This window comes from Enterobacter sp. T1-1 (assembly GCF_000710795.1).
GTDB classification, from domain to species: domain Bacteria; phylum Pseudomonadota; class Gammaproteobacteria; order Enterobacterales; family Enterobacteriaceae; genus Enterobacter; species Enterobacter cloacae.
This window is the reverse complement of the sequence record NZ_JALW01000038.1, coordinates 26,347-45,275: the sequence shown is the minus strand read 5'-3', so window position 1 is coordinate 45,275 and position 18,929 is coordinate 26,347. Positions and strand designations below refer to the sequence as shown.

At 53.1% G+C, this 18,929-nt stretch carries 15 protein-coding genes; 11 read left to right on the top strand and 4 right to left on the bottom strand.

Annotated elements, in window-relative coordinates; all coding sequences use genetic code 11:
* The first annotated feature begins 5 nt into the window (after positions 1–5).
* The 4 genes from dmsB to AK59_RS0113275 all read left to right on the top strand — a co-directional run bounded on the left by dmsB (position 6) and on the right by AK59_RS0113275 (position 3,562).
* Entirely contained in the window at positions 6–623 is a 618-nt protein-coding gene (gene dmsB / locus AK59_RS0113290; protein WP_029882994.1) for a dimethylsulfoxide reductase iron-sulfur subunit DmsB, read from the top strand.
* Position 624: 1 nt separating this feature from the next.
* The gene (locus tag AK59_RS0113285; protein WP_029882993.1) at positions 625–1,488 is read left to right on the top strand and encodes a dimethyl sulfoxide reductase anchor subunit family protein; all 864 of its coding nucleotides are present in this window, start codon (positions 625–627) and stop codon (positions 1,486–1,488) included.
* A gap of 274 nt (positions 1,489–1,762) precedes the next feature.
* On the top strand, positions 1,763–2,911 hold the full coding sequence (locus AK59_RS0113280; protein ID WP_029882992.1) for an MFS transporter: 1,149 nt from the start codon (positions 1,763–1,765) through the stop codon (positions 2,909–2,911).
* A gap of 123 nt (positions 2,912–3,034) precedes the next feature.
* Positions 3,035–3,562: an anti-virulence regulator CigR family protein gene (locus AK59_RS0113275; protein ID WP_028028129.1), complete on the top strand. Its 528-nt coding sequence runs from the start codon at positions 3,035–3,037 to the stop codon at positions 3,560–3,562.
* 36 nt (positions 3,563–3,598) lie between these two features.
* On the opposite strand, the gene pflA is transcribed toward AK59_RS0113275, so the two are convergent.
* From pflA to ycaO, 4 genes are all read right to left on the bottom strand, one after another.
* Positions 3,599–4,339 carry a pyruvate formate lyase 1-activating protein gene (pflA, locus tag AK59_RS0113270; RefSeq protein ID WP_014831281.1) on the bottom strand — a complete coding sequence of 247 codons (741 nt, stop codon included), beginning with the start codon at positions 4,337–4,339 and terminating at the stop codon, positions 3,599–3,601.
* Positions 4,340–4,537: 198 nt separating this feature from the next.
* The gene (gene pflB, locus AK59_RS0113265) at positions 4,538–6,820 is read right to left on the bottom strand and encodes a formate C-acetyltransferase (RefSeq protein ID WP_013097311.1); all 2,283 of its coding nucleotides are present in this window, start codon (positions 6,818–6,820) and stop codon (positions 4,538–4,540) included.
* A 51-nt stretch (positions 6,821–6,871) separates the two neighbouring features.
* Positions 6,872–7,729 (bottom strand): formate transporter FocA, encoded by an 858-nt coding sequence (gene focA / locus AK59_RS0113260; RefSeq protein ID WP_013097310.1) that lies wholly within the window; start codon positions 7,727–7,729, stop codon positions 6,872–6,874.
* Positions 7,730–8,135: 406 nt separating this feature from the next.
* The gene (gene ycaO, locus AK59_RS0113255; RefSeq protein ID WP_032618570.1) at positions 8,136–9,896 is read right to left on the bottom strand and encodes a 30S ribosomal protein S12 methylthiotransferase accessory factor YcaO; all 1,761 of its coding nucleotides are present in this window, start codon (positions 9,894–9,896) and stop codon (positions 8,136–8,138) included.
* 127 nt (positions 9,897–10,023) lie between these two features.
* Here ycaO and AK59_RS0113250 point away from each other — a divergent pair, with 127 nt between their 5' ends.
* From AK59_RS0113250 to AK59_RS0113220, 7 genes are all read left to right on the top strand, one after another.
* Complete coding sequence (locus tag AK59_RS0113250) at positions 10,024–10,716, top strand: DUF421 domain-containing protein (RefSeq protein WP_029882990.1); 693 nt, start codon at positions 10,024–10,026, stop codon at positions 10,714–10,716.
* A 162-nt stretch (positions 10,717–10,878) separates the two neighbouring features.
* Entirely contained in the window at positions 10,879–11,967 is a 1,089-nt protein-coding gene (gene serC, locus AK59_RS0113245; RefSeq protein ID WP_029882989.1) for a 3-phosphoserine/phosphohydroxythreonine transaminase, read from the top strand.
* A gap of 68 nt (positions 11,968–12,035) precedes the next feature.
* Positions 12,036–13,319: a 3-phosphoshikimate 1-carboxyvinyltransferase gene (gene aroA / locus AK59_RS0113240; RefSeq protein WP_029882988.1), complete on the top strand. Its 1,284-nt coding sequence runs from the start codon at positions 12,036–12,038 to the stop codon at positions 13,317–13,319.
* A gap of 185 nt (positions 13,320–13,504) precedes the next feature.
* Positions 13,505–14,188: a (d)CMP kinase gene (gene cmk / locus AK59_RS0113235; protein ID WP_013097305.1), complete on the top strand. Its 684-nt coding sequence runs from the start codon at positions 13,505–13,507 to the stop codon at positions 14,186–14,188.
* Between the two features lie 111 nt (positions 14,189–14,299).
* A complete protein-coding gene (gene rpsA / locus AK59_RS0113230) occupies positions 14,300–15,973 on the top strand; it encodes a 30S ribosomal protein S1 (RefSeq protein WP_008499966.1) in 1,674 nt (557 codons plus the stop codon).
* A 170-nt stretch (positions 15,974–16,143) separates the two neighbouring features.
* Positions 16,144–16,431, top strand: a complete 288-nt coding sequence (gene ihfB / locus AK59_RS0113225) for an integration host factor subunit beta (protein ID WP_003858233.1) — start codon at positions 16,144–16,146, stop codon at positions 16,429–16,431.
* A 214-nt stretch (positions 16,432–16,645) separates the two neighbouring features.
* Complete coding sequence (locus tag AK59_RS0113220; protein ID WP_029882987.1) at positions 16,646–18,910, top strand: ComEC family protein; 2,265 nt, start codon at positions 16,646–16,648, stop codon at positions 18,908–18,910.
* The last annotated feature ends 19 nt before the right edge of the window (positions 18,911–18,929 follow it).

Sequence of the window (18,929 nt, the reverse complement as noted above, 5' to 3'; positions counted from 1 at the left end):
AACCGATGACAACCCAGTATGGATTTTTTATTGATTCCAGCCGTTGCACCGGGTGCAAAACCTGCGAGCTGGCCTGCAAGGATTACAAAGACCTGACCCCGGACGTCAGCTTCCGCCGGATCTACGAATACGCGGGCGGCGACTGGCAGGAGGATAACGGCGTCTGGCATCAGAACGTCTTTGCCTATTACCTGTCGATTGCCTGTAACCACTGTGAAGACCCGGCCTGCACCAAAGTGTGCCCGAGCGGGGCGATGCACAAGCGTGACGACGGGTTTGTGGTGGTGAATGAGGATGTCTGCATCGGCTGCCGCTACTGCCATATGGCCTGTCCGTACGGTGCGCCGCAGTACAACGCCGCAAAAGGCCACATGACCAAGTGCGACGGCTGCCACGACCGCGTGGCGGAAGGCAAAAAGCCGATTTGCGTGGAGTCCTGTCCGCTGCGCGCGCTGGACTTCGGCCCGATTGACGAGCTGCGTAAAAAACACGGCCAGCTTGCGGCCGTCGCGCCACTGCCGTCCGCGCACTTCACCAAGCCAAGCATTGTGATTAAACCTAACGCCAACAGCCGCCCGACGGGAGATACCACCGGCTATCTGGCAAACCCGAAGGAGGTGTGAGATGGGAAGTGGATGGTATGAATGGCCGCTGATGATCTTCACGGTCTTTGGGCAGTGCGTGGCGGGTGGTTTTATTGTGCTCGCGCTGGCGTTACTGAAAGGCGATTTGAAAGCTGAACAGCAGCAGCGCGTGGTGCTGAGTATGTTTGGTCTGTGGGTGTTGATGGGGATCGGTTTTATTGCCTCTACGCTGCACCTCGGCTCGCCAATGCGCGCGTTCAACTCTCTCAATCGCGTGGGGGCATCCTCACTGAGTAACGAAATTGCCAGCGGGGCGATCTTCTTTGCCGTCGGTGGGCTGGGGTGGCTGCTGGCAGCCCTGAAAAAGCTTCCTGCGGGGCTGCGCAACGTGTGGCTGATCGTGACAATGGTGCTGGGCGTGGTCTTCGTGTGGATGATGGTGCGGGTTTATAACACCATCGATACCGTTCCCACCTGGTATAGCGTCTGGACGCCAATGAGTTTCTTCCTGACGATGTTTATCGGCGGGCCGCTGCTGGGCTACCTGCTGCTGCGCGTGGCGGGTGTGGACGGCTGGGCGATGCGTCTGCTCCCTGCCGTTTCGCTGTTGGCGCTGGTGGTAAGCACGATGGTTGCGCTGATGCAGGGCGCTGAGCTGGCAACCATTCACAGCTCCATTCAGCAGGCCTCAGTCCTGGTGCCAGAGTACGGTTCTCTGATGGCCTGGCGTGTGGTGTTGCTGGCTGTTGCGCTGGTGTGCTGGATTGCCCCTCAGCTTAAAGGTTATCAGCCCGCACTGCCGTTACTGTCAGTGGCCTTTGTGCTGGTGCTGGCAGGGGAGTTGATCGGTCGCGGTGTGTTTTACGGCCTGCATATGACGGTCGGCATGGCTATCGCCAGCTGATTTGATTTTTCGTTATAAAAAGCCGGGACATAGCGCCCGGCTTTTCTTTTTTCCATCATGAAATTTTTCGACTGATGTTTGGTATTAAAAATCCCCTGAAATAAATAAAAACAACCAGATAATTAATATCAGTAGCAGACTTTGCATTAGCAGGATGAGTTTTTTAAATCGACATGGCACATATCGTGCGTGACGCCTGAATCGGTGGATTGACTTTGTTTTTGCCAGTGGCATGATGCGCACGAAATCTGAACTTCCTCACGGTTTTTAATCCATGACCATCTATACCCGGCCAGTGCTCCTGTTGCTCTGTGGCCTGCTTTTGTTGACCCTGGCGATCGCAGTGTTGAATACGCTCGTCCCGCTATGGCTTGCCCATGAAAACTTACCAACCTGGCAGGTGGGTATGGTCAGCTCGTCCTTTTTCACGGGGAACCTGCTGGGCACGCTGATGACAGGGAGCCTGATTAAACGCGTTGGCTTTAACCGCAGCTATTATCTGGCCTCGCTGATTTTCGCTGCCGGATGTGCCGGGCTGGGCCTGATGCTCGGCTTCTGGAGCTGGATGATCTGGCGCTTTATCGCTGGCGTAGGCTGCGCGATGATTTGGGTCGTGGTGGAAAGTGCGCTGATGTGCAGCGGTACCTCGCGCAACCGGGGACGTCTGCTGGCAGCGTATATGATGGTCTATTACGTCGGAACCGTGCTTGGGCAATTAATGGTCAGCAAACTGCCGACCGACCTGATGAGCGTTCTGCCGTGGGTAACGGGCATGGTCCTGGCGGCGATCCTGCCGCTGCTCTTTACACGCATTGTGAATCAGAACAGTGAGCATCAGGAAGCGACCCACGTCTGGCCGATGCTGAGACTGCGACAGGCGCGTCTGGGCGTGAACGGCTGCATCATCTCCGGGATTGTTCTGGGGTCGCTTTATGGTCTGATGCCGCTCTACCTGAACCATCAGGGCGTCAGTGATTCCGGGATCGGCTTCTGGATGGCGGTAATGGTCAGCGCGGGCATCGTCGGACAGTGGCCGATTGGCCGTCTGGCAGACCGTTTTGGGCGTCTGCTGGTGTTGCGCGTTCAGGTCTTCGTGGTGATCATGGGTTGCCTTGCCATGCTCAGCAATGCCGCGATGGCGCCAGCGCTGTTTATTCTGGGGGCGGCAGGCTTCACACTTTATCCGGTCGCGATGGCCTGGGCCTGTGAAAAAGTTGAACATCACCAGCTGGTGGCAATGAACCAGGCGCTGTTATTAAGCTATACCATTGGCAGTTTGCTGGGGCCGACATTCACCGCGATGCTGATGCAGAATTATTCCGACAATTTGCTGTTTATCATGATTGCCAGCGTGTCGTTTATTTATCTCTTAATGCTGCTGCGTAAAGCGGGCGAACATCCCACGCCAGTGGCGCATGCCTGATGAATTAAAAGCCAGTCATTGACTGGCTTTTTTGTCCCCATCACATATAAGAATTTTACGCATTGTTTGTTTATCACGCCAGGCGATAATTCAGGTGAGTTCTAACACTAAAAGGCAGCAATCATGGCTACACGTCGTTTAACCACTACCGCACTGGCAGTAGTGTTGTCTTTAACGTTTGCTACAGCACCGGTCATGGCTAATCCTGGAAACGGGAATGGCGGTGGTGGTCACGGTAATAGTGGCGGACAAGGTAATGGCGGTAATCACGGCAACGGGAATTCCGGCAATCATGGCAACGGAATGTCCGATACTCATGGCAATAAAAAAAGTGGTATGGACAACCCGGGTAAATCGAATAAAAGCGTCAGCGATGATGTCGATGCTCGCGTGAGCTTCGATCATGCTCGCCATCTGGCAGTGAACTATGGATTAACGGGGTATGAATCGCTGCCTCCGGGCATCGCTAAAAACCTCGCACGCGGCAAACCACTGCCTCCAGGTATTGCGAAGAAAACCGTGCCAGCCTCCATGCTGGGCCAGCTCCCTAACTATCCTGGCTATGAATGGCGCGTGGTCGGTGACGATCTGGTCCTGGTTGCGCTGAGTACTGCGATTGTGACTTCCATTATTAATGGTGTCTTTAAATAAAATACAAAAAGGCCCGGTTCTCACCGGGCCTCTTCTTTAATACATGACCTTGTGTCCGTATTGTTCCAGAATACCTTTCACGCGCTCCATCGTCTCTTTCTTCGGCGGCTTAACACCATCAAGCTTATATTCTTCACCCATCGCCACCCATTTATGTTTACCCAGCTCATGGTAGGGCAGAAGCTCAATTTTCTCGACGTTGCCCATATCGCGGGTAAATTCGCCCAGGCGATGTGCGGAATCATCATCATCAGACCAGCCAGGAACGACGACATAGCGGATCCAGGTTTTGATGCCCTTGGCTGAAATATATTTGGCGAACTCCAGCGTACGGTGGTTGGATACGCCAACCAGGTTCTGGTGGATCTCATCATTCATCTGTTTGAGATCGAGCATGACCAGGTCGGTGACTTCAAGCAATTCATCGATGACCGGATCGTAGCGGCGCACAAACCCGTTCGTGTCGAGGCAGGTGTGTATGCCTTCTTTGTGGCAGGCGCGGAACCAGTCGCGCACAAATTCCGCCTGAAGAATGGCTTCACCACCGGATGCGGTGACGCCCCCGCCGGACGCGTTCATAAAGTGGCGGTAAGTCACCACCTCTTTCATCAGATCTTCAACGGTCACTTCTTTGCCGCCGTGCGTATCCCATGTGTCACGGTTGTGGCAGTACAGGCAGCGCATCAGGCAGCCCTGGAAAAAGGTGATAAAACGGATGCCCGGGCCATCAACAGTGCCACAGGATTCAAAGGAGTGAATGCGACCAATAATTGACATTGCGGTGATATCTCCGAATTTGGCCCATCCCGGGGCCTGTGTTGATGCACAGCTCAAAGGCTATGTCGAGTCTGTTTTGGCTGTTATCCATTCAGTATAGATAGCGGCCAAAAGAGACTGGGGTGGGGAAGAAAAAGGCCCCACTGACGTGGAGCCTTTATTGTACGCTTTTTAACGCGTGATTTCAGTCAATTCCAGTTACATGGACTGAGTGAAAGTACGGGTGATAACGTCCTGCTGCTGTTCTTTAGTCAGGGAGTTAAAGCGTACTGCGTAGCCAGATACACGGATGGTCAGCTGAGGATATTTCTCAGGGTGTTCCATCGCGTCGAGCAGCATTTCACGGTTCATGACGTTCACGTTCAGGTGCTGACCACCTTCGATGGACGCTTCGTGGTGGAAGTAACCATCCATCAGACCCGCGAGGTTGGTTTTACGCACTTCGTCGTCTTTACCCAGCGCGTTTGGCACGATAGAGAAGGTGTAAGAGATACCATCTTTCGCGTAAGCAAACGGCAGTTTTGCAACGGAAGTCAGAGAGGCAACCGCACCTTTCTGGTCACGACCGTGCATTGGGTTAGCACCTGGGCCAAATGGCGCGCCAGCACGACGACCGTCTGGGGTGTTACCGGTTTTCTTACCATACACTACGTTAGAGGTGATGGTCAGAACAGACTGAGTCGGGATAGCGTTACGGTAAGTGGTCAGTTTCTGAATTTTCTTCATGAAACGTTCAACCAGGTCAACCGCCATGTCATCAACGCGAGCGTCGTTGTTACCAAACTGCGGATATTCGCCTTCGATTTCGAAGTCGATAGCCAGACCGTCTTCGTCACGAATTGGTTTAACTTTCGCATATTTGATAGCAGACAGGGAGTCAGCAGCAACGGACAGACCTGCGATACCACACGCCATGGTACGGATAACGTCACGGTCATGCAGCGCCATCAGAGAGGCTTCGTAGCTGTACTTGTCGTGCATGTAGTGGATAACGTTCAGTGCAGTAACGTACTGTTTCGCCAGCCAGTCCATGAAGTGATCCATGCGATCCATGACTTCGTCATAGTTCAGCACATCGCCTTTGATTGGTTCAGACTTAGGACCAACCTGCATTTTCAGTTTTTCATCAACGCCGCCGTTGATAGCGTACAGCATGGTTTTCGCCAGGTTTGCACGCGCACCGAAGAACTGCATTTGTTTACCAACAACCATTGGGCTTACGCAGCATGCGATAGCGTAGTCGTCGTTGTTGAAGTCCGGACGCATCAGGTCATCGTTCTCATACTGCAGAGAAGAGGTGTCGATGGACACTTTAGCGGCGAATTTCTTGAAGTTCAGAGGCAGTTTTTCAGACCACAGAACGGTGATGTTTGGCTCCGGAGAAGGACCCATGGTGTACAGGGTGTTCAGGAAGCGGAAGCTGTTTTTGGTGACCAGAGTACGGCCATCTACGCCCATACCACCGATAGATTCGGTTGCCCAGATTGGGTCACCAGAGAACAGTTCATCATACTCTGGGGTACGCAGGAAGCGAACCATACGCAGTTTCATGACCAGGTGGTCAATCATTTCCTGAGCGTCTTGCTCGGTGATTTTACCTGCTTTCAGGTCACGTTCGATGTACGCATCCAGGAAGGTGGATACACGACCGAAGGACATTGCTGCACCGTTCTGAGACTTAACTGCGGCCAGGTAGCCGAAGTAGGTCCACTGGATAGCTTCCTGAGCGTTAGTTGCAGGACCAGAGATATCGCAGCCATATTTAGCAGCCATCTCTTTGATCTGACCCAGCGCACGGTGCTGTTCAGCGATCTCTTCACGCAGACGGATAGTCGCTTCCAGGTTTACGCCGTTTTCCAGATCGGACTGCAGGGAAACGAACTGCGCGTATTTGTCTTTCATCAGGAAGTCGATACCGTACAGCGCAACGCGACGGTAGTCACCGATGATACGGCCACGGCCGTAGGCATCTGGCAGACCAGTCAGAACACCGGATTTACGGCAGTTCAGAATGTCTTTGGTGTAAACATCGAATACACCCTGGTTGTGGGTTTTACGGTATTCGGTGAAGATTTTTTTCAGCATTGGGTCCAGCTCGCGGTTGTACGCTTTGCAGGAACCTTCAACCATTTTGATACCACCGAACGGGATAATCGCACGTTTCAGTGGTGCTTCAGTCTGCAGACCAACGATTTTCTCAAGGGCTTTGTTGATGTAACCAGCATCGTGAGAAGTGATGGTGGAAGCAACGGAGGTGTCAAAATCAACTGGCGCGTGAGTGCGGTTTTCCAGTTTTACGCCTTCCATTACGCTGTCCCACAGCTTGGTGGTCGCTTCAGTTGCGCCAGCCAGGAAGGATTCGTCACCTTCATACGGGGTATAGTTTTTCTGAATGAAGTCACGTACGTTTACTTCATTCTGCCAGTCACCTTTTGCAAAACCTTCCCAGGCTGTGGCTAACTTTTCATTAAGCTCGGACATGTAACACCTACCTTCTTAAGTGGATTTTTTATTTACTGCCTGAGATAACCATCAATGATGATCGTCGCCACGCAGGTAAATGACCCAGTATGTCAACCCAACTAACAGACCCCCACCGATAATGTTCCCGATAGTGACAGGGATCAGGTTATCAGTAATGAAATTCATAATAGTCAGGTGAGAGAAACTTTCCGGGGTTGAACCAACTGCAGTCCAGAACTCCGGGCTCGCAAAGTTGCGGATTACAATACCCATTGGGATCATAAACATGTTCGCGATACTGTGCTCGAAGCCGCTGGCAACAAACATCGCAACCGGCAGAACCATAATCATGGCTTTGTCCATCAGGCTACGGCCGGAGTAACTCATCCATACCGCCAGACAGACCATCAGGTTCGCGAGGATGCCAAGTGCAACCGCTTCGATAAATGTGTGGTGCATTTTGTGGTCCGCGGTCTGCAGGACGTTCAGTCCCCAGCCACCGTTGGCGGTCATATACTCGCCAGAGAGCCACATCAACAAAACAAAGAGCAGACAGCCAATCAGGTTACCAACATAGACGTTAAGCCAGTTGCGCGCCAGTTGACCCCAGGTAATTCTTCCGCTGGCTTTTGCTACGACAATCAGCACCGTTGAGGTGAAGAGGTCGGCGCCACAGATAACGCACAGAATCAGACCCAGTGAGAAGCAAATGCCGCCAATCAGTTTGGCCATGCCGTAAGGCATCGCGGCAGTACCGGTAGTGGCAGTGATGTAGAAGACGAACGCGATAGAGATGAACACACCGGCCGTGATCGCCAGATAGAACGTCTTCATCGGGTGTTTCGTTGCTTTATAGACACCTGCTTCTTCGGCCACTTTGGCCATCGCAGCAGGGAGTAAAAGATCAAAAGGGTTGTCAGCTTTCACACTAACTCTCTCTTTATTAAGTCGGCGACGAGATACTAACAAAGCATTATAGAAGAGAAATTGATATAGATCATATCTCGCCTGGCTTATAGGCCCGCAGTGTGTATGGTTTTACGACAAATGCGGTGTAAGTTTTTGATTATCCGTATAAAAATAAATTTTAAAAGTTATGAAAAGAGTTGAATTTTTTCGGTCGGCCACCTCTGAAACAGTTAATTAATATGGAGTATTTGCCATAAAAAGTAACAGTAAAGCCCAGGTAAATATTATTATATTTACCCATATTTAACTTTATTATTACATTCAACGTTCATTGCCGAAAAAAATAAAAAACGGGGCAATGAAATTGCCCCGTAATATAGCCCAGACGATTAAATACGCCTACTGCTGATAATGTTATATGCGCTTATTTTGACCAGTAAGCTGCTTTTGCTTTCTGCAGTTTTTCATAGGCCTTCAACAGCGACTGATGCGCAGGGAAGGCTTTCAGATCGCTGTCTACCGCCTGCAGTCCGTAGAATGGCGCTTCGCCGCTCAGGGCCGCGCTGGCGGCTTCTACCGCCTCGGCACCGTACATGCGCACGAAGGCATTCAGGTACTGCAGTGGCTCACGATCCTCTTCCTGCGCAAGAAGCAGGAGGGTTTGCAGGCAGCGGTAGTAGTTGGTGCGCTCGGCAGAGAACACTGACTGGTTGAATTCCATGGTCCACTCGGTCCAGGCCAGGGCCTGATCCAGATCGCCGCCAGCCAGCGCCAGCATCGCTTTCAGCTCGCCGATGCGCAGGGTATACCAGCCGTTGTCTTTACCGGTAGCCAGACCCAGCAGTTCACGTACGCGCGTGAAGTCATCATGGCCTTCGTCGTCCAGCTGGGCGATCAGGTTCAGATAATCCTCTTTTTCCCACTCGCTGCCCGGCAGGGCCAGCAGCGTTTCACGCAGGTGCGCACCCATGCTGTTGTTCGCCAGCCACAGATCTTCAGCCGGATAGATATCGGACATGCCCGGCACCAGAATACGGCAGGCGTAAACACCCAGATGTTCGTAGTCAGCAATGTAGACTTCTTTAACTTCCGCGTTGAAGATGGCCATCAGGGTAGCGAACTCTTCTTCGGTCGTACCGGCAAAGCTCCAGTCGACGAATGGATAGTCTGCGTCCTGCTTGAACATATCCCACGAGATCAAACCGCTGGAGTCGATGAAGTGGGTTTCGAGGTTGGTATGCTCGGCCACTTCTTCGTCGTCAAAGGTTGGTGGAGTAAATACATCGAGGTCTTTCAGGCTACGGCCCTGCAGCAGCTCGGTGACGGTACGCTCCAGCGCCACGCCGAAGTCAGGATGCGCGCCGAAGGAGGCGAAGCAGGTGCCGTTCGTCGGGTTAAACAGCACAACGCAGATAACCGGGTATTTACCGCCCAGCGAGCCATCATACGCAAAGATAGGGAAGCCTTCTGCCTCCAGCTTAGCAATGGATTCCACCACGCCCGGATAGCGTGCCAGCACGTCGGCCGGAATTTCAGGCAAACTGATGGATTCAGCAATGATGCGGTTTTTAATGTGGCGCTCAAACACTTCTGACAGCCCCTGCACACGCGCTTCATTGCGGGTGTTACCGGCGGACATGCCGTTAGAGACATACAGGTTACCGACAATGTTCATCGGGATGTACACGGTCTGTTCATCAGACTGACGGGTGAACGGCAGGGCGCAGATCCCACGCTCTTCATTACCCGACTGCAGATCGATCAGCATGCTGGCGGTCAGTTCATTTTCCGGATCGTAGAACGCACGCAGACGCGCATCCAGAATGCCTTCCGGCAGTTCATCGTCTTCGGTCAGCGGGAACCATTTTTCATTGGGATAGTGAACGAACGGGCCGTTAGCGATGGTTTCACCCAGCCAGAAATCGGCGAAGAAGTAGTTGGTCGACAGACGTTCAAAATACTCACCCAGCGCAGAAGCCAGCGCCGCTTTTTTCGTCGCGCCTTTACCGTTGGTAAAGCACAGTGCACAGTCTTTATCGCGAATATGCACGGACCAGACGTGAGGCACTGGATTAAGCCAGGAGGCTTCTTCGATATTAAAGCCCAGGTCGGTCAGTTTCTGCTGGAAGCGAGCGATGGAATCTTCCAGGGCGGCGTCTTTGCCGGGGATAAACGTTTGAGTCATGGCGTTCACTTTTATCGTACGTAAAGCGCGCAATGATACGGGTTTTGCGTGACGGGTGCTATCTCCGGCGAAAATAAAAGACTGGGCTATGCTTACTGTCAGTAACTGACTGTTAAGGCATAAAAAAATGAAAGCATTCGATCTGCAAAGGATGGCGTTTGATAAAGTCCCACCTGAATTTTTAGGCGAAGTGGCGCTGCGTAGTCTGTATACCTTCGTCCTGGTCTTCCTGTTTCTTAAAATCACCGGTCGGCGTGGCGTACGGCAGATGTCGCTGTTTGAGGTGCTGATCATTCTGACGCTGGGTTCAGCGGCGGGGGATGTCGCTTTTTACGATGATGTGCCAATGGTGCCGGTGTTTATTGTCTTCGTCACGCTGGCGCTGCTTTACCGGCTGGTCATGTGGCTGATGTCGAAAAGCGAAAAGCTGGAAGACATGCTTGAAGGGAAACCCGTCGTTATCGTTGAGAACGGACAGCTGGCCTGGGAAAATGTCCAAAGCGCCAATATGACCGAATTTGAGTTCTTTATGGAGCTGCGGCTGAACAGCGTGGAGCAGCTTGGGCAAGTGCGTCTGGCGATAATGGAAACGAATGGGCAAATCAGCGTGTATTACTATCCTGACGACGAGGTTAAGCCAGGGCTCTGTATTCTGCCGGATATGTTGATCGAGCGGTTTAAAACGGTACCGGAATCCGGCGAATATGCCTGTATAAGATGTAGCCATGTCGTTGCCATGCACGTGGGCGATCATCAATTATGTCCCCGCTGTACAAATCCGGAATGGTCGAAGGTTAGCCGGGCCAAACGCCTTGTCTGACAGCCATTTTGTCGGTTTTGTGACAGCGAGGCGACAGATTGTATTGTGTGACGAAGGGCACATTTCACCGGTCATAAGTTTTAGACATTGCGGCGCGTGTCACTGAATGATAAAACCGATATCCACAGTTATAACTTATGGCTTTTAGCGTGGTGAGGGGAAATGGCTCAAGTCTTTAATTTCAGTTCAGGTCCGGCAATGTTACCGGCAGACGTGCTTAAACAGGCTCAACAGGAACTTTGTGACTGGAACGGTCTGGGTACGTCGGTGATGGAAATCAGCCACCGAGGTAAAGAGTTTATTCAGGTGGCGGAAGAGGCAGAAAAGGATTTTCGCGATCTGCTGAACATTCCCTCGAACTACAAAGTATTGTTCTGCCACGGTGGTGGACGCGGCCAGTTTGCTGGCGTACCGCTGAATATTCTGGGTGACAAAACCACGGCAGACTATGTAGACGCTGGCTACTGGGCTGCCAGCGCGGTGAAAGAGGCGCACAAGTATTGCACGCCAAACGTCATCGACGCCAAAGTGACCGTTGATGGCCTGCGTGCCGTGAAGCCAATGAGCGAGTGGCAGCTCTCTGACAACGCCGCGTATCTGCACTACTGCCCGAACGAAACCATTGACGGGATTGCCATCGACGAGACGCCGGACTTCGGTAAAGACGTGGTGGTTGCTGCTGACTTCTCCTCCACCATTCTCTCTGCGCCGATTGACATCAGCCGCTACGGTGTCATCTATGCGGGTGCGCAGAAAAATATCGGCCCTGCAGGCCTGACTATCGTCATCGTACGTGACGATCTGCTGGGTAAAGCGCATAAATCCTGCCCGTCGATTCTTGATTACACTGTGCTGAACGATAACGACTCCATGTTCAACACCCCACCGACGTTTGCCTGGTATCTCTCCGGCCTGGTCTTTAAATGGCTGAAGCAAAACGGTGGCGTGGCGCAGATGGACAAGATCAATCAGCAGAAAGCTGAACTGCTGTACGGCGTCATTGATAAGAGTGATTTCTATCGTAACGATGTGGCGAAAGCCAACCGCTCCCGCATGAACGTGCCGTTCCAGCTGGCGGACAGCAATCTGGATAAAGTTTTCCTGGAAGAGTCCTTCGCCGCAGGTCTGCATGCGCTGAAAGGTCACCGTGTGGTAGGCGGCATGCGCGCCTCCATCTATAACGCCATGCCGCTGGAAGGCGTTAAAGCCCTGACCGATTTCATGATTGACTTCGAACGTCGCCACGGTTGATTGCGCTGTTTTCACCCCCGTAGCCCTGCTGCGGGGTTTTTATTATGTTGAGTTGAGAGTTAAGTTTCATGGAATCCCTGACGTTACAACCTATCGCGCGGGTAGATGGCACCATCAATCTGCCTGGTTCAAAAAGTGTCTCGAACCGCGCTCTGCTGCTGGCAGCTCTGGCAAACGGCACCACCGTCCTCACGAACCTGCTGGACAGCGATGACGTGCGCCATATGCTCAATGCGCTGAAAGCGTTGGGAGTTCACTACACGCTGTCTGACGACCGTACCCGCTGTGAAGTGACGGGGAACGGCGGTGCGCTACGTTCAGCCGAGGAACTGGAGCTGTTTCTGGGTAACGCGGGAACCGCCATGCGCCCACTGGCGGCAGCTCTGTGCCTGGGCAGCAACAATATTGTTCTTACCGGCGAGCCGCGCATGAAAGAGCGTCCGATCGGCCATCTGGTGGATGCCCTTCGTCAGGGCGGTGCCCAGATTGACTATCTGGAGCAAGAAAATTACCCACCACTGCGCCTTCGCGGTGGCTTTACCGGTGGCAACGTCGAGGTGGACGGCAGCGTCTCCAGCCAGTTCCTGACGGCACTGCTGATGACTGCACCGCTGGCACCGCAGGATACGGTCATCACCATCAAGGGCGACCTGGTGTCTAAGCCGTACATTGATATCACCCTGCATCTGATGAAAACCTTCGGTGTGGAGGTGGAAAACCACGCGTATCAGCGCTTCGTGGTTCGCGGTGCGCAGCAGTATCAGTCTCCGGGTAACTATCTGGTTGAAGGTGACGCCTCATCTGCGTCTTACTTCCTGGCGGCAGGTGCTATTAAAGGCGGTACGGTGAAAGTGACCGGTATTGGCCGTAACAGCGTGCAGGGCGATATTCGTTTTGCTGATGTGCTGGAGAAAATGGGTGCGGTGGTGACCTGGGGGGAGGATTTCATCGCCTGTACACGTGGTGAACTCAACGCCATCGATATGGACATGAACCACATTCCTGACGCGGCAATGACCATTGCCACCGCTGCGCTCTTTGCAAAAGGTACCACGACGCTGCGTAACATCTACAACTGGCGCGTGAAAGAAACCGACCGTCTGTTCGCGATGGCTACCGAGTTGCGTAAAGTAGGCGCCGAAGTGGAAGAGGGCGAAGACTACATTCGCGTAACGCCTCCGGCAAAACTGCAGTTCGCGGAAATCGGAACTTACAACGATCACCGTATGGCGATGTGCTTCTCGCTGGTGGCCTTGTCCGATACACCTGTCACAATCCTCGATCCGAAATGTACGGCGAAAACCTTCCCGGACTATTTCGAACAGCTGGCCCGCATCAGTACACTGGCCTGATGACAAGATGCCGCATCACCCGATGCGGCATTTCCTTACGTTTTCTGACGTTTGTTCCCGCACATTTCTTCTACACTCTGCTTCATTAATTCCGTAATTTGCACGCAAAGGTAACAGTTGCGCACGTTGGCGCGTATAATGCGCGGCGTTCATGTTAACGGTATGCCTTTATTAAGGAGAAAAAGATGACGGCAGTTGCCCCGGTAATCACCATTGATGGGCCTAGTGGCGCAGGGAAAGGAACTCTGTGCAAGGCGATGGCGGAAGCATTGCAATGGCATCTTTTAGATTCGGGAGCTATCTATCGCGTGCTGGCGCTGGCAGCGCTGCATCACCATGTGGATGTTGCGTCTGAAGAGGCGCTGGTTCCGCTGGCTGCGCATCTGGATGTGCGTTTTGTCTCGACCGATGGCAACCTCGAAGTGATCCTGGAAGGGGAAGATGTGAGCGGCGAAATTCGTACGCAGGAGGTTGCTAACGCGGCCTCTCAGGTGGCGGCTTTCCCGCGCGTTCGTGAGGCCCTGTTACGCCGTCAGCGTGCTTTCCGTGAAGCACCCGGCCTGATCGCTGACGGGCGAGATATGGGAACGGTGGTTTTCCCTGATGCGCCAGTAAAAATTTTCCTTGACGCCTCCTCGGAAGAACGGGCTCAACGCCGCATGCTTCAGTTGCAGGAGAAGGGGTTTAGTGTTAACTTTGATCGCCTTTTATCCGAGATAAAAGAGCGCGATGACCGCGACCGTAACCGCGCCGTCGCCCCACTTGTTCCTGCAGAAGATGCATTAGTTCTGGATTCCACCAGTTTAACTATTGAGCAAGTGATTGAAAAAGCGCTACAATATGCGCGCCAAAAACTGGCACTCGCGTAATTGCGACCGATTTAGCAGTACCCCCGCTGCAATGGATTGACGGCGGGTATGTGAAACAACCCCATCCGGCACGGAGCCAGGTGGACGTTAATATTAACCTGAAGATTAAACATGACTGAATCTTTTGCTCAACTGTTTGAAGAATCCTTAAAAGAAATCGAAACCCGTCCGGGTTCCATCGTTCGCGGTGTTGTTGTTGCTATCGACAAAGACGTAGTACTGGTTGACGCCGGTCTGAAATCTGAGTCCGCCATTCCGGCAGAGCAGTTCAAAAACGCCCAGGGCGAGCTGGAAATCCAGGTAGGTGACGAAGTTGACGTTGCTCTGGACGCAGTAGAAGACGGCTTCGGCGAAACCCTGCTGTCTCGTGAAAAAGCTAAACGTCACGAAGCATGGATCACGCTGGAGAAAGCTTACGAAGAAGCTGAAACTGTGGTCGGTGTTATCAACGGCAAAGTTAAAGGTGGCTTCACTGTTGAGCTGAATGGTATTCGTGCGTTCCTGCCAGGTTCTCTGGTAGACGTTCGTCCAGTCCGTGACACCCTGCACCTCGAAGGCAAAGAGCTTGAGTTCAAAGTAATCAAGCTGGACCAGAAGCGTAACAACGTTGTTGTTTCCCGTCGTGCCGTTATCGAATCCGAAAACAGCGCAGAACGCGATCAGCTGCTGGAAAACCTGCAGGAAGGCATGGAAGTCAAAGGTATCGTTAAGAACCTCACTGACTACGGCGCATTCGTTGACCTGGGCGGCGTTGATGGCCTGCTGCACATCACCGACATGGCGTGGAAACGCGTTAAGCACCCAAGCGAAATCGTGAACGTGGGCGACGAAATCACTGTTAAAGTGCTGAAGTTCGACCGCGAGCGTACTCGTGTATCCCTCGGCCTGAAACAGCTGGGCGAAGATCCATGGGTAGCTATCGCTAAGCGTTACCCAGAAGGTACCAAACTGACTGGCCGCGTGACCAACCTGACTGACTACGGCTGCTTCGTTGAAATCGAAGAAGGCGTTGAAGGTCTGGTACACGTTTCCGAAATGGACTGGACCAACAAAAACATCCACCCATCCAAAGTTGTTAACGTTGGTGACGTAGTGGAAGTTATGGTTCTGGATATCGACGAAGAACGTCGTCGTATCTCCCTGGGCCTGAAGCAGTGCAAAAACAACCCATGGCAGCAGTTCGCGGAAACCCACAACAAGGGCGACCGTGTTGAAGGTAAAATCAAGTCTATCACTGACTTCGGTATCTTCATCGGCCTGGACGGCGGCATCGACGGCCTGGTTCACCTGTCTGACATCTCCTGGAACGTTGCAGGCGAAGAAGCAGTTCGTGAATACAAAAAAGGCGACGAAATCGCAGCAGTTGTTCTGCAGGTTGACGCAGAGCGTGAGCGTATCTCTCTGGGCGTTAAACAGCTCGCAGAAGATCCGTTCAACAACTGGGTTGCACTGAACAAGAAAGGCGCAATCGTAAACGGTAAAGTGACTGCAGTTGACGCTAAAGGCGCAACCGTAGAACTGGCTGACGGCGTTGAAGGTTACCTGCGCGCTTCTGAAGCTTCACGTGACCGCGTTGAAGATGCCACTCTGGTTCTGAACGTTGGCGACGATGTTGAAGCTAAGTTCACCGGTGTTGACCGTAAGAACCGTGCAATCAGCCTGTCTGTTCGTGCGAAAGACGAAGCTGACGAGAAAGATGCAATCGCTACTGTTAACAAACAGGAAGATGCAAACTTCTCTAACAACGCAATGGCTGAAGCTTTCAAAGCAGCTAAAGGCGAGTAATATCAAGTCCTCAGCATCCTTTGAGCGGTAACGCATTTATCGCGCGAAGGATGAGGAGCAAACTTGACAGATTGCAGGATTCGTCCTGTAATCAATAACAAAGGGCGGCTACGGCCGCCCTTGTTTAATGAGCTGTTCAGCTAATTGGTTTGAAAGGAACCGGAGGAATCATGACCAAGTCAGAATTGATTGAAAGACTTGCCAGTCAGCAACCGCATATCCCAGCTAAAGCAGTGGAAGATGCCGTAAAAGAGATGCTGGAGCATATGGCCACCACTCTTGCCCAGGGCGAGCGCATTGAAATCCGCGGTTTCGGTAGTTTTTCTCTGCACTATCGTGCTCCACGTACCGGGCGTAACCCGAAGACTGGCGATAAAGTCGAGCTGGAAGGTAAGTACGTTCCACACTTTAAGCCGGGTAAAGAACTGCGCGATCGCGCTAATATTTACGGCAACTGAGTTTAGCCATCAGGTTAAACTGGGTTCAAAAGAAAGCACCTCCGGGTGCTTTTTTTGTACTTATCGTTTTTATTCTGAAGCCGTGCCGCAATCCCCGTGTCGTTTTCTGCAAACCGACAAAAACAGTGCAGTGCGCGCTGTAACCTGCATTTTATTCAACTGACGCCTCTCTTCCTCTTCTTACATACTGCCGCCCTGAAACAGGGAGGTCGTAATGGGAATTCCCACACTAAGTCTGTGCGCCATTCTGGCGATAGTGCCGCTACTCTGGTTACCTGAACTACCTGCACGGCATACTGTATGGATCATGGTTGCCGGTGGGTTGGTGCTGGGCTTACAGCGAAGCTTCAGTCTGAAGTGTATCGGTATGGGGTTGTTATTTTGCGCGTGGGGCATTCTGGCAGCGCAGGAAAGCGTCTGGCCGATGCAGCATCTAACCACCGGTGCAGTCAAGGCTGAGGTAGAGATCACCGCCACCGATGGCGCAACAGTCCATCAGGGGAAACTCGTTGCACTTAATGGCAAACGCTGGTGGGCATCGACGGGCATCGTGTTGTATGGCAATTACCTGCCGCAAAAGGCCTGCGCGGGTCAGCGCTGGGCCATGACGCTCAGGCTCAGGCCTGTACACGGTGAACTGAACGACGGGGGATATGATCCTCAGCGAAATGCTTTTGCCCGGCATCAAACGTTGAGCGGACGTTTTACACGGGCAGAAATCATTGATGAACGCTGTAGCTTGCGTGCCCACTATCTGTCATCGCTGCACGACACGCTTTCAGCCTATCGTTGGGGAGCGGTGATCCTGGGGCTGGGGGTGGGCGAGCGCCTGGATGTGCCCCGGGAAGTAAAAACACTGATGCGTGAGACCGGCACGTCGCATCTGATGGCGATCTCGGGTTTGCACATCTCGCTGGCGGCTTCCATCGTCTGGTTGCTTGCCAGGGGTTTTCAGCTTTTATTGCCGTGTCAGTGGATCCGCTGGCAGATGCCCCTGCTTGCGGGACTGTTTTTTGCGGCCTTCTACGCATGGCTGACGGGTCTGCAGCCGCCTGCATTACGCACGGTCATCGCGCTTGCGGTGCTGGCCGCTCTGCGGATCGGCGCGCGTCAGTGGTCTGCATGGCAGGTCTGGTGTAGCTGTATAGCAGCGATACTCATCGTTGATCCACTGGCGGTGCTTTCTCAAAGCCTGGCGTTGTCAGCGTTTGCTGTCGCGGCGTTGATTTTCTGGTTTCAGTGGCTGCCACTCCCCAGCTGGCGCTGGACTCGCCGGGTGCGACCACTGGTAAATTTACTCTATCTGCAGGTTGGGATGTTGCTGCTGCTCCTGCCTTTGCAGGTGTCGATGTTCCATGGCTTCAGCGTCTCTTCGCTGGTGGCCAATCTCTTTGCCGTTCCGCTGGTGACCTTTATCTCGGTTCCGCTGATCCTGCTCGGTATGCTACTGCACCTGCTCCCGCTGGTCTCCATGGAGACGGGCGTATGGTTTGCGGCAGATAAGTCCCTGGCCGGATTGTTCTGGCTGCTGCAGCGTCTGCCTGATGGCTGGCAGGACGTCGATGAGCGCTGGCAGTACCTGACATTACTGCCCTGGCTGGCCATTATCGGCTGGCGCTTTCGCTCCTGGAAAAGCATGCCGGCGGTGTGTCTGACAGGAACTGTCGTGCTGGCATCCCCATTCATGCGAACGGAGAAAACCGATAGCTGGACGTTGCATATGCTGGATGTAGGGCAGGGGCTATCAATGGTTATTGAGCGGCAGGGTAAAGCGCTTCTATACGACACCGGTCCCGGCTGGCCTGGGGGAGACAGTGCGCAGCAGTTGATTATTCCTTGGTTACGCTGGCATCACCTGCAACCAGAGGGCGTTATTCTCAGTCACGAGCACCTGGACCATGCAGGTGGTCTGGCATCGCTGCAGGCGGCATGGCCCGGCTTATGGGTACGAAGCCCGCTGGGGTGGGCGCAGCATCTTCCCTGCTTTCGCGGGCAGCAGTGGAAATGGCAGGGGTTAACATTGACCGTTCACTGGCCACCGGCTGGATCCACTGCCCAGGGTAACAATCGCTCCTGCGTGGTTAAAATTGATGACGGTGAGCAGAGTGTTTTGCTGACAGGGGACATTGAAGCGCAAGCGGAACAGGCTATGCTTAGCCATTACTGGCGTTATCTGACGTCAACGGTGATACAGGTGCCGCACCATGGCAGTAATACCTCCTCATCGTTGCCGCTGGTACAACGGGTGGGAGGCGATATCGCGCTGGATTCTGCGGCCCGTTATAATGCGTGGCGATTCCCGTCAGTGAAGGTGGTGAAGCGTTATCGAAAGGAGGGGTATGTCTGGCACGATACTCCTCATTCGGGCCAAATATCGGTGACGTTTTCGCAACATGCCTGGCAAATCCGACGGTTGCGGGAGCAATATTTACCGCGTTGGTATCATCAGTGGTTTGGCGCGCCCGTCGATAACGGGTAGAATATGCGGCTATTTCAAC

Coding starts and splice junctions, on each gene's coding strand:
- dmsB (WP_029882994.1), top strand. CDS start 6: ATGACAACCCAGTATGGATTTTTTATTGATTCCAGCCGTTGCACCGGG.
- AK59_RS0113285 (WP_029882993.1), top strand. CDS start 625: ATGGGAAGTGGATGGTATGAATGGCCGCTGATGATCTTCACGGTCTTT.
- AK59_RS0113280 (WP_029882992.1), top strand. CDS start 1,763: ATGACCATCTATACCCGGCCAGTGCTCCTGTTGCTCTGTGGCCTGCTT.
- AK59_RS0113275 (WP_028028129.1), top strand. CDS start 3,035: ATGGCTACACGTCGTTTAACCACTACCGCACTGGCAGTAGTGTTGTCT.
- pflA (WP_014831281.1), bottom strand. CDS start 4,339: ATGTCAATTATTGGTCGCATTCACTCCTTTGAATCCTGTGGCACTGTT.
- pflB (WP_013097311.1), bottom strand. CDS start 6,820: ATGTCCGAGCTTAATGAAAAGTTAGCCACAGCCTGGGAAGGTTTTGCA.
- ycaO (WP_032618570.1), bottom strand. CDS start 9,896: ATGACTCAAACGTTTATCCCCGGCAAAGACGCCGCCCTGGAAGATTCC.
- AK59_RS0113250 (WP_029882990.1), top strand. CDS start 10,024: ATGAAAGCATTCGATCTGCAAAGGATGGCGTTTGATAAAGTCCCACCT.
- serC (WP_029882989.1), top strand. CDS start 10,879: ATGGCTCAAGTCTTTAATTTCAGTTCAGGTCCGGCAATGTTACCGGCA.
- aroA (WP_029882988.1), top strand. CDS start 12,036: ATGGAATCCCTGACGTTACAACCTATCGCGCGGGTAGATGGCACCATC.
- cmk (WP_013097305.1), top strand. CDS start 13,505: ATGACGGCAGTTGCCCCGGTAATCACCATTGATGGGCCTAGTGGCGCA.
- rpsA (WP_008499966.1), top strand. CDS start 14,300: ATGACTGAATCTTTTGCTCAACTGTTTGAAGAATCCTTAAAAGAAATC.
- ihfB (WP_003858233.1), top strand. CDS start 16,144: ATGACCAAGTCAGAATTGATTGAAAGACTTGCCAGTCAGCAACCGCAT.
- AK59_RS0113220 (WP_029882987.1), top strand. CDS start 16,646: ATGGGAATTCCCACACTAAGTCTGTGCGCCATTCTGGCGATAGTGCCG.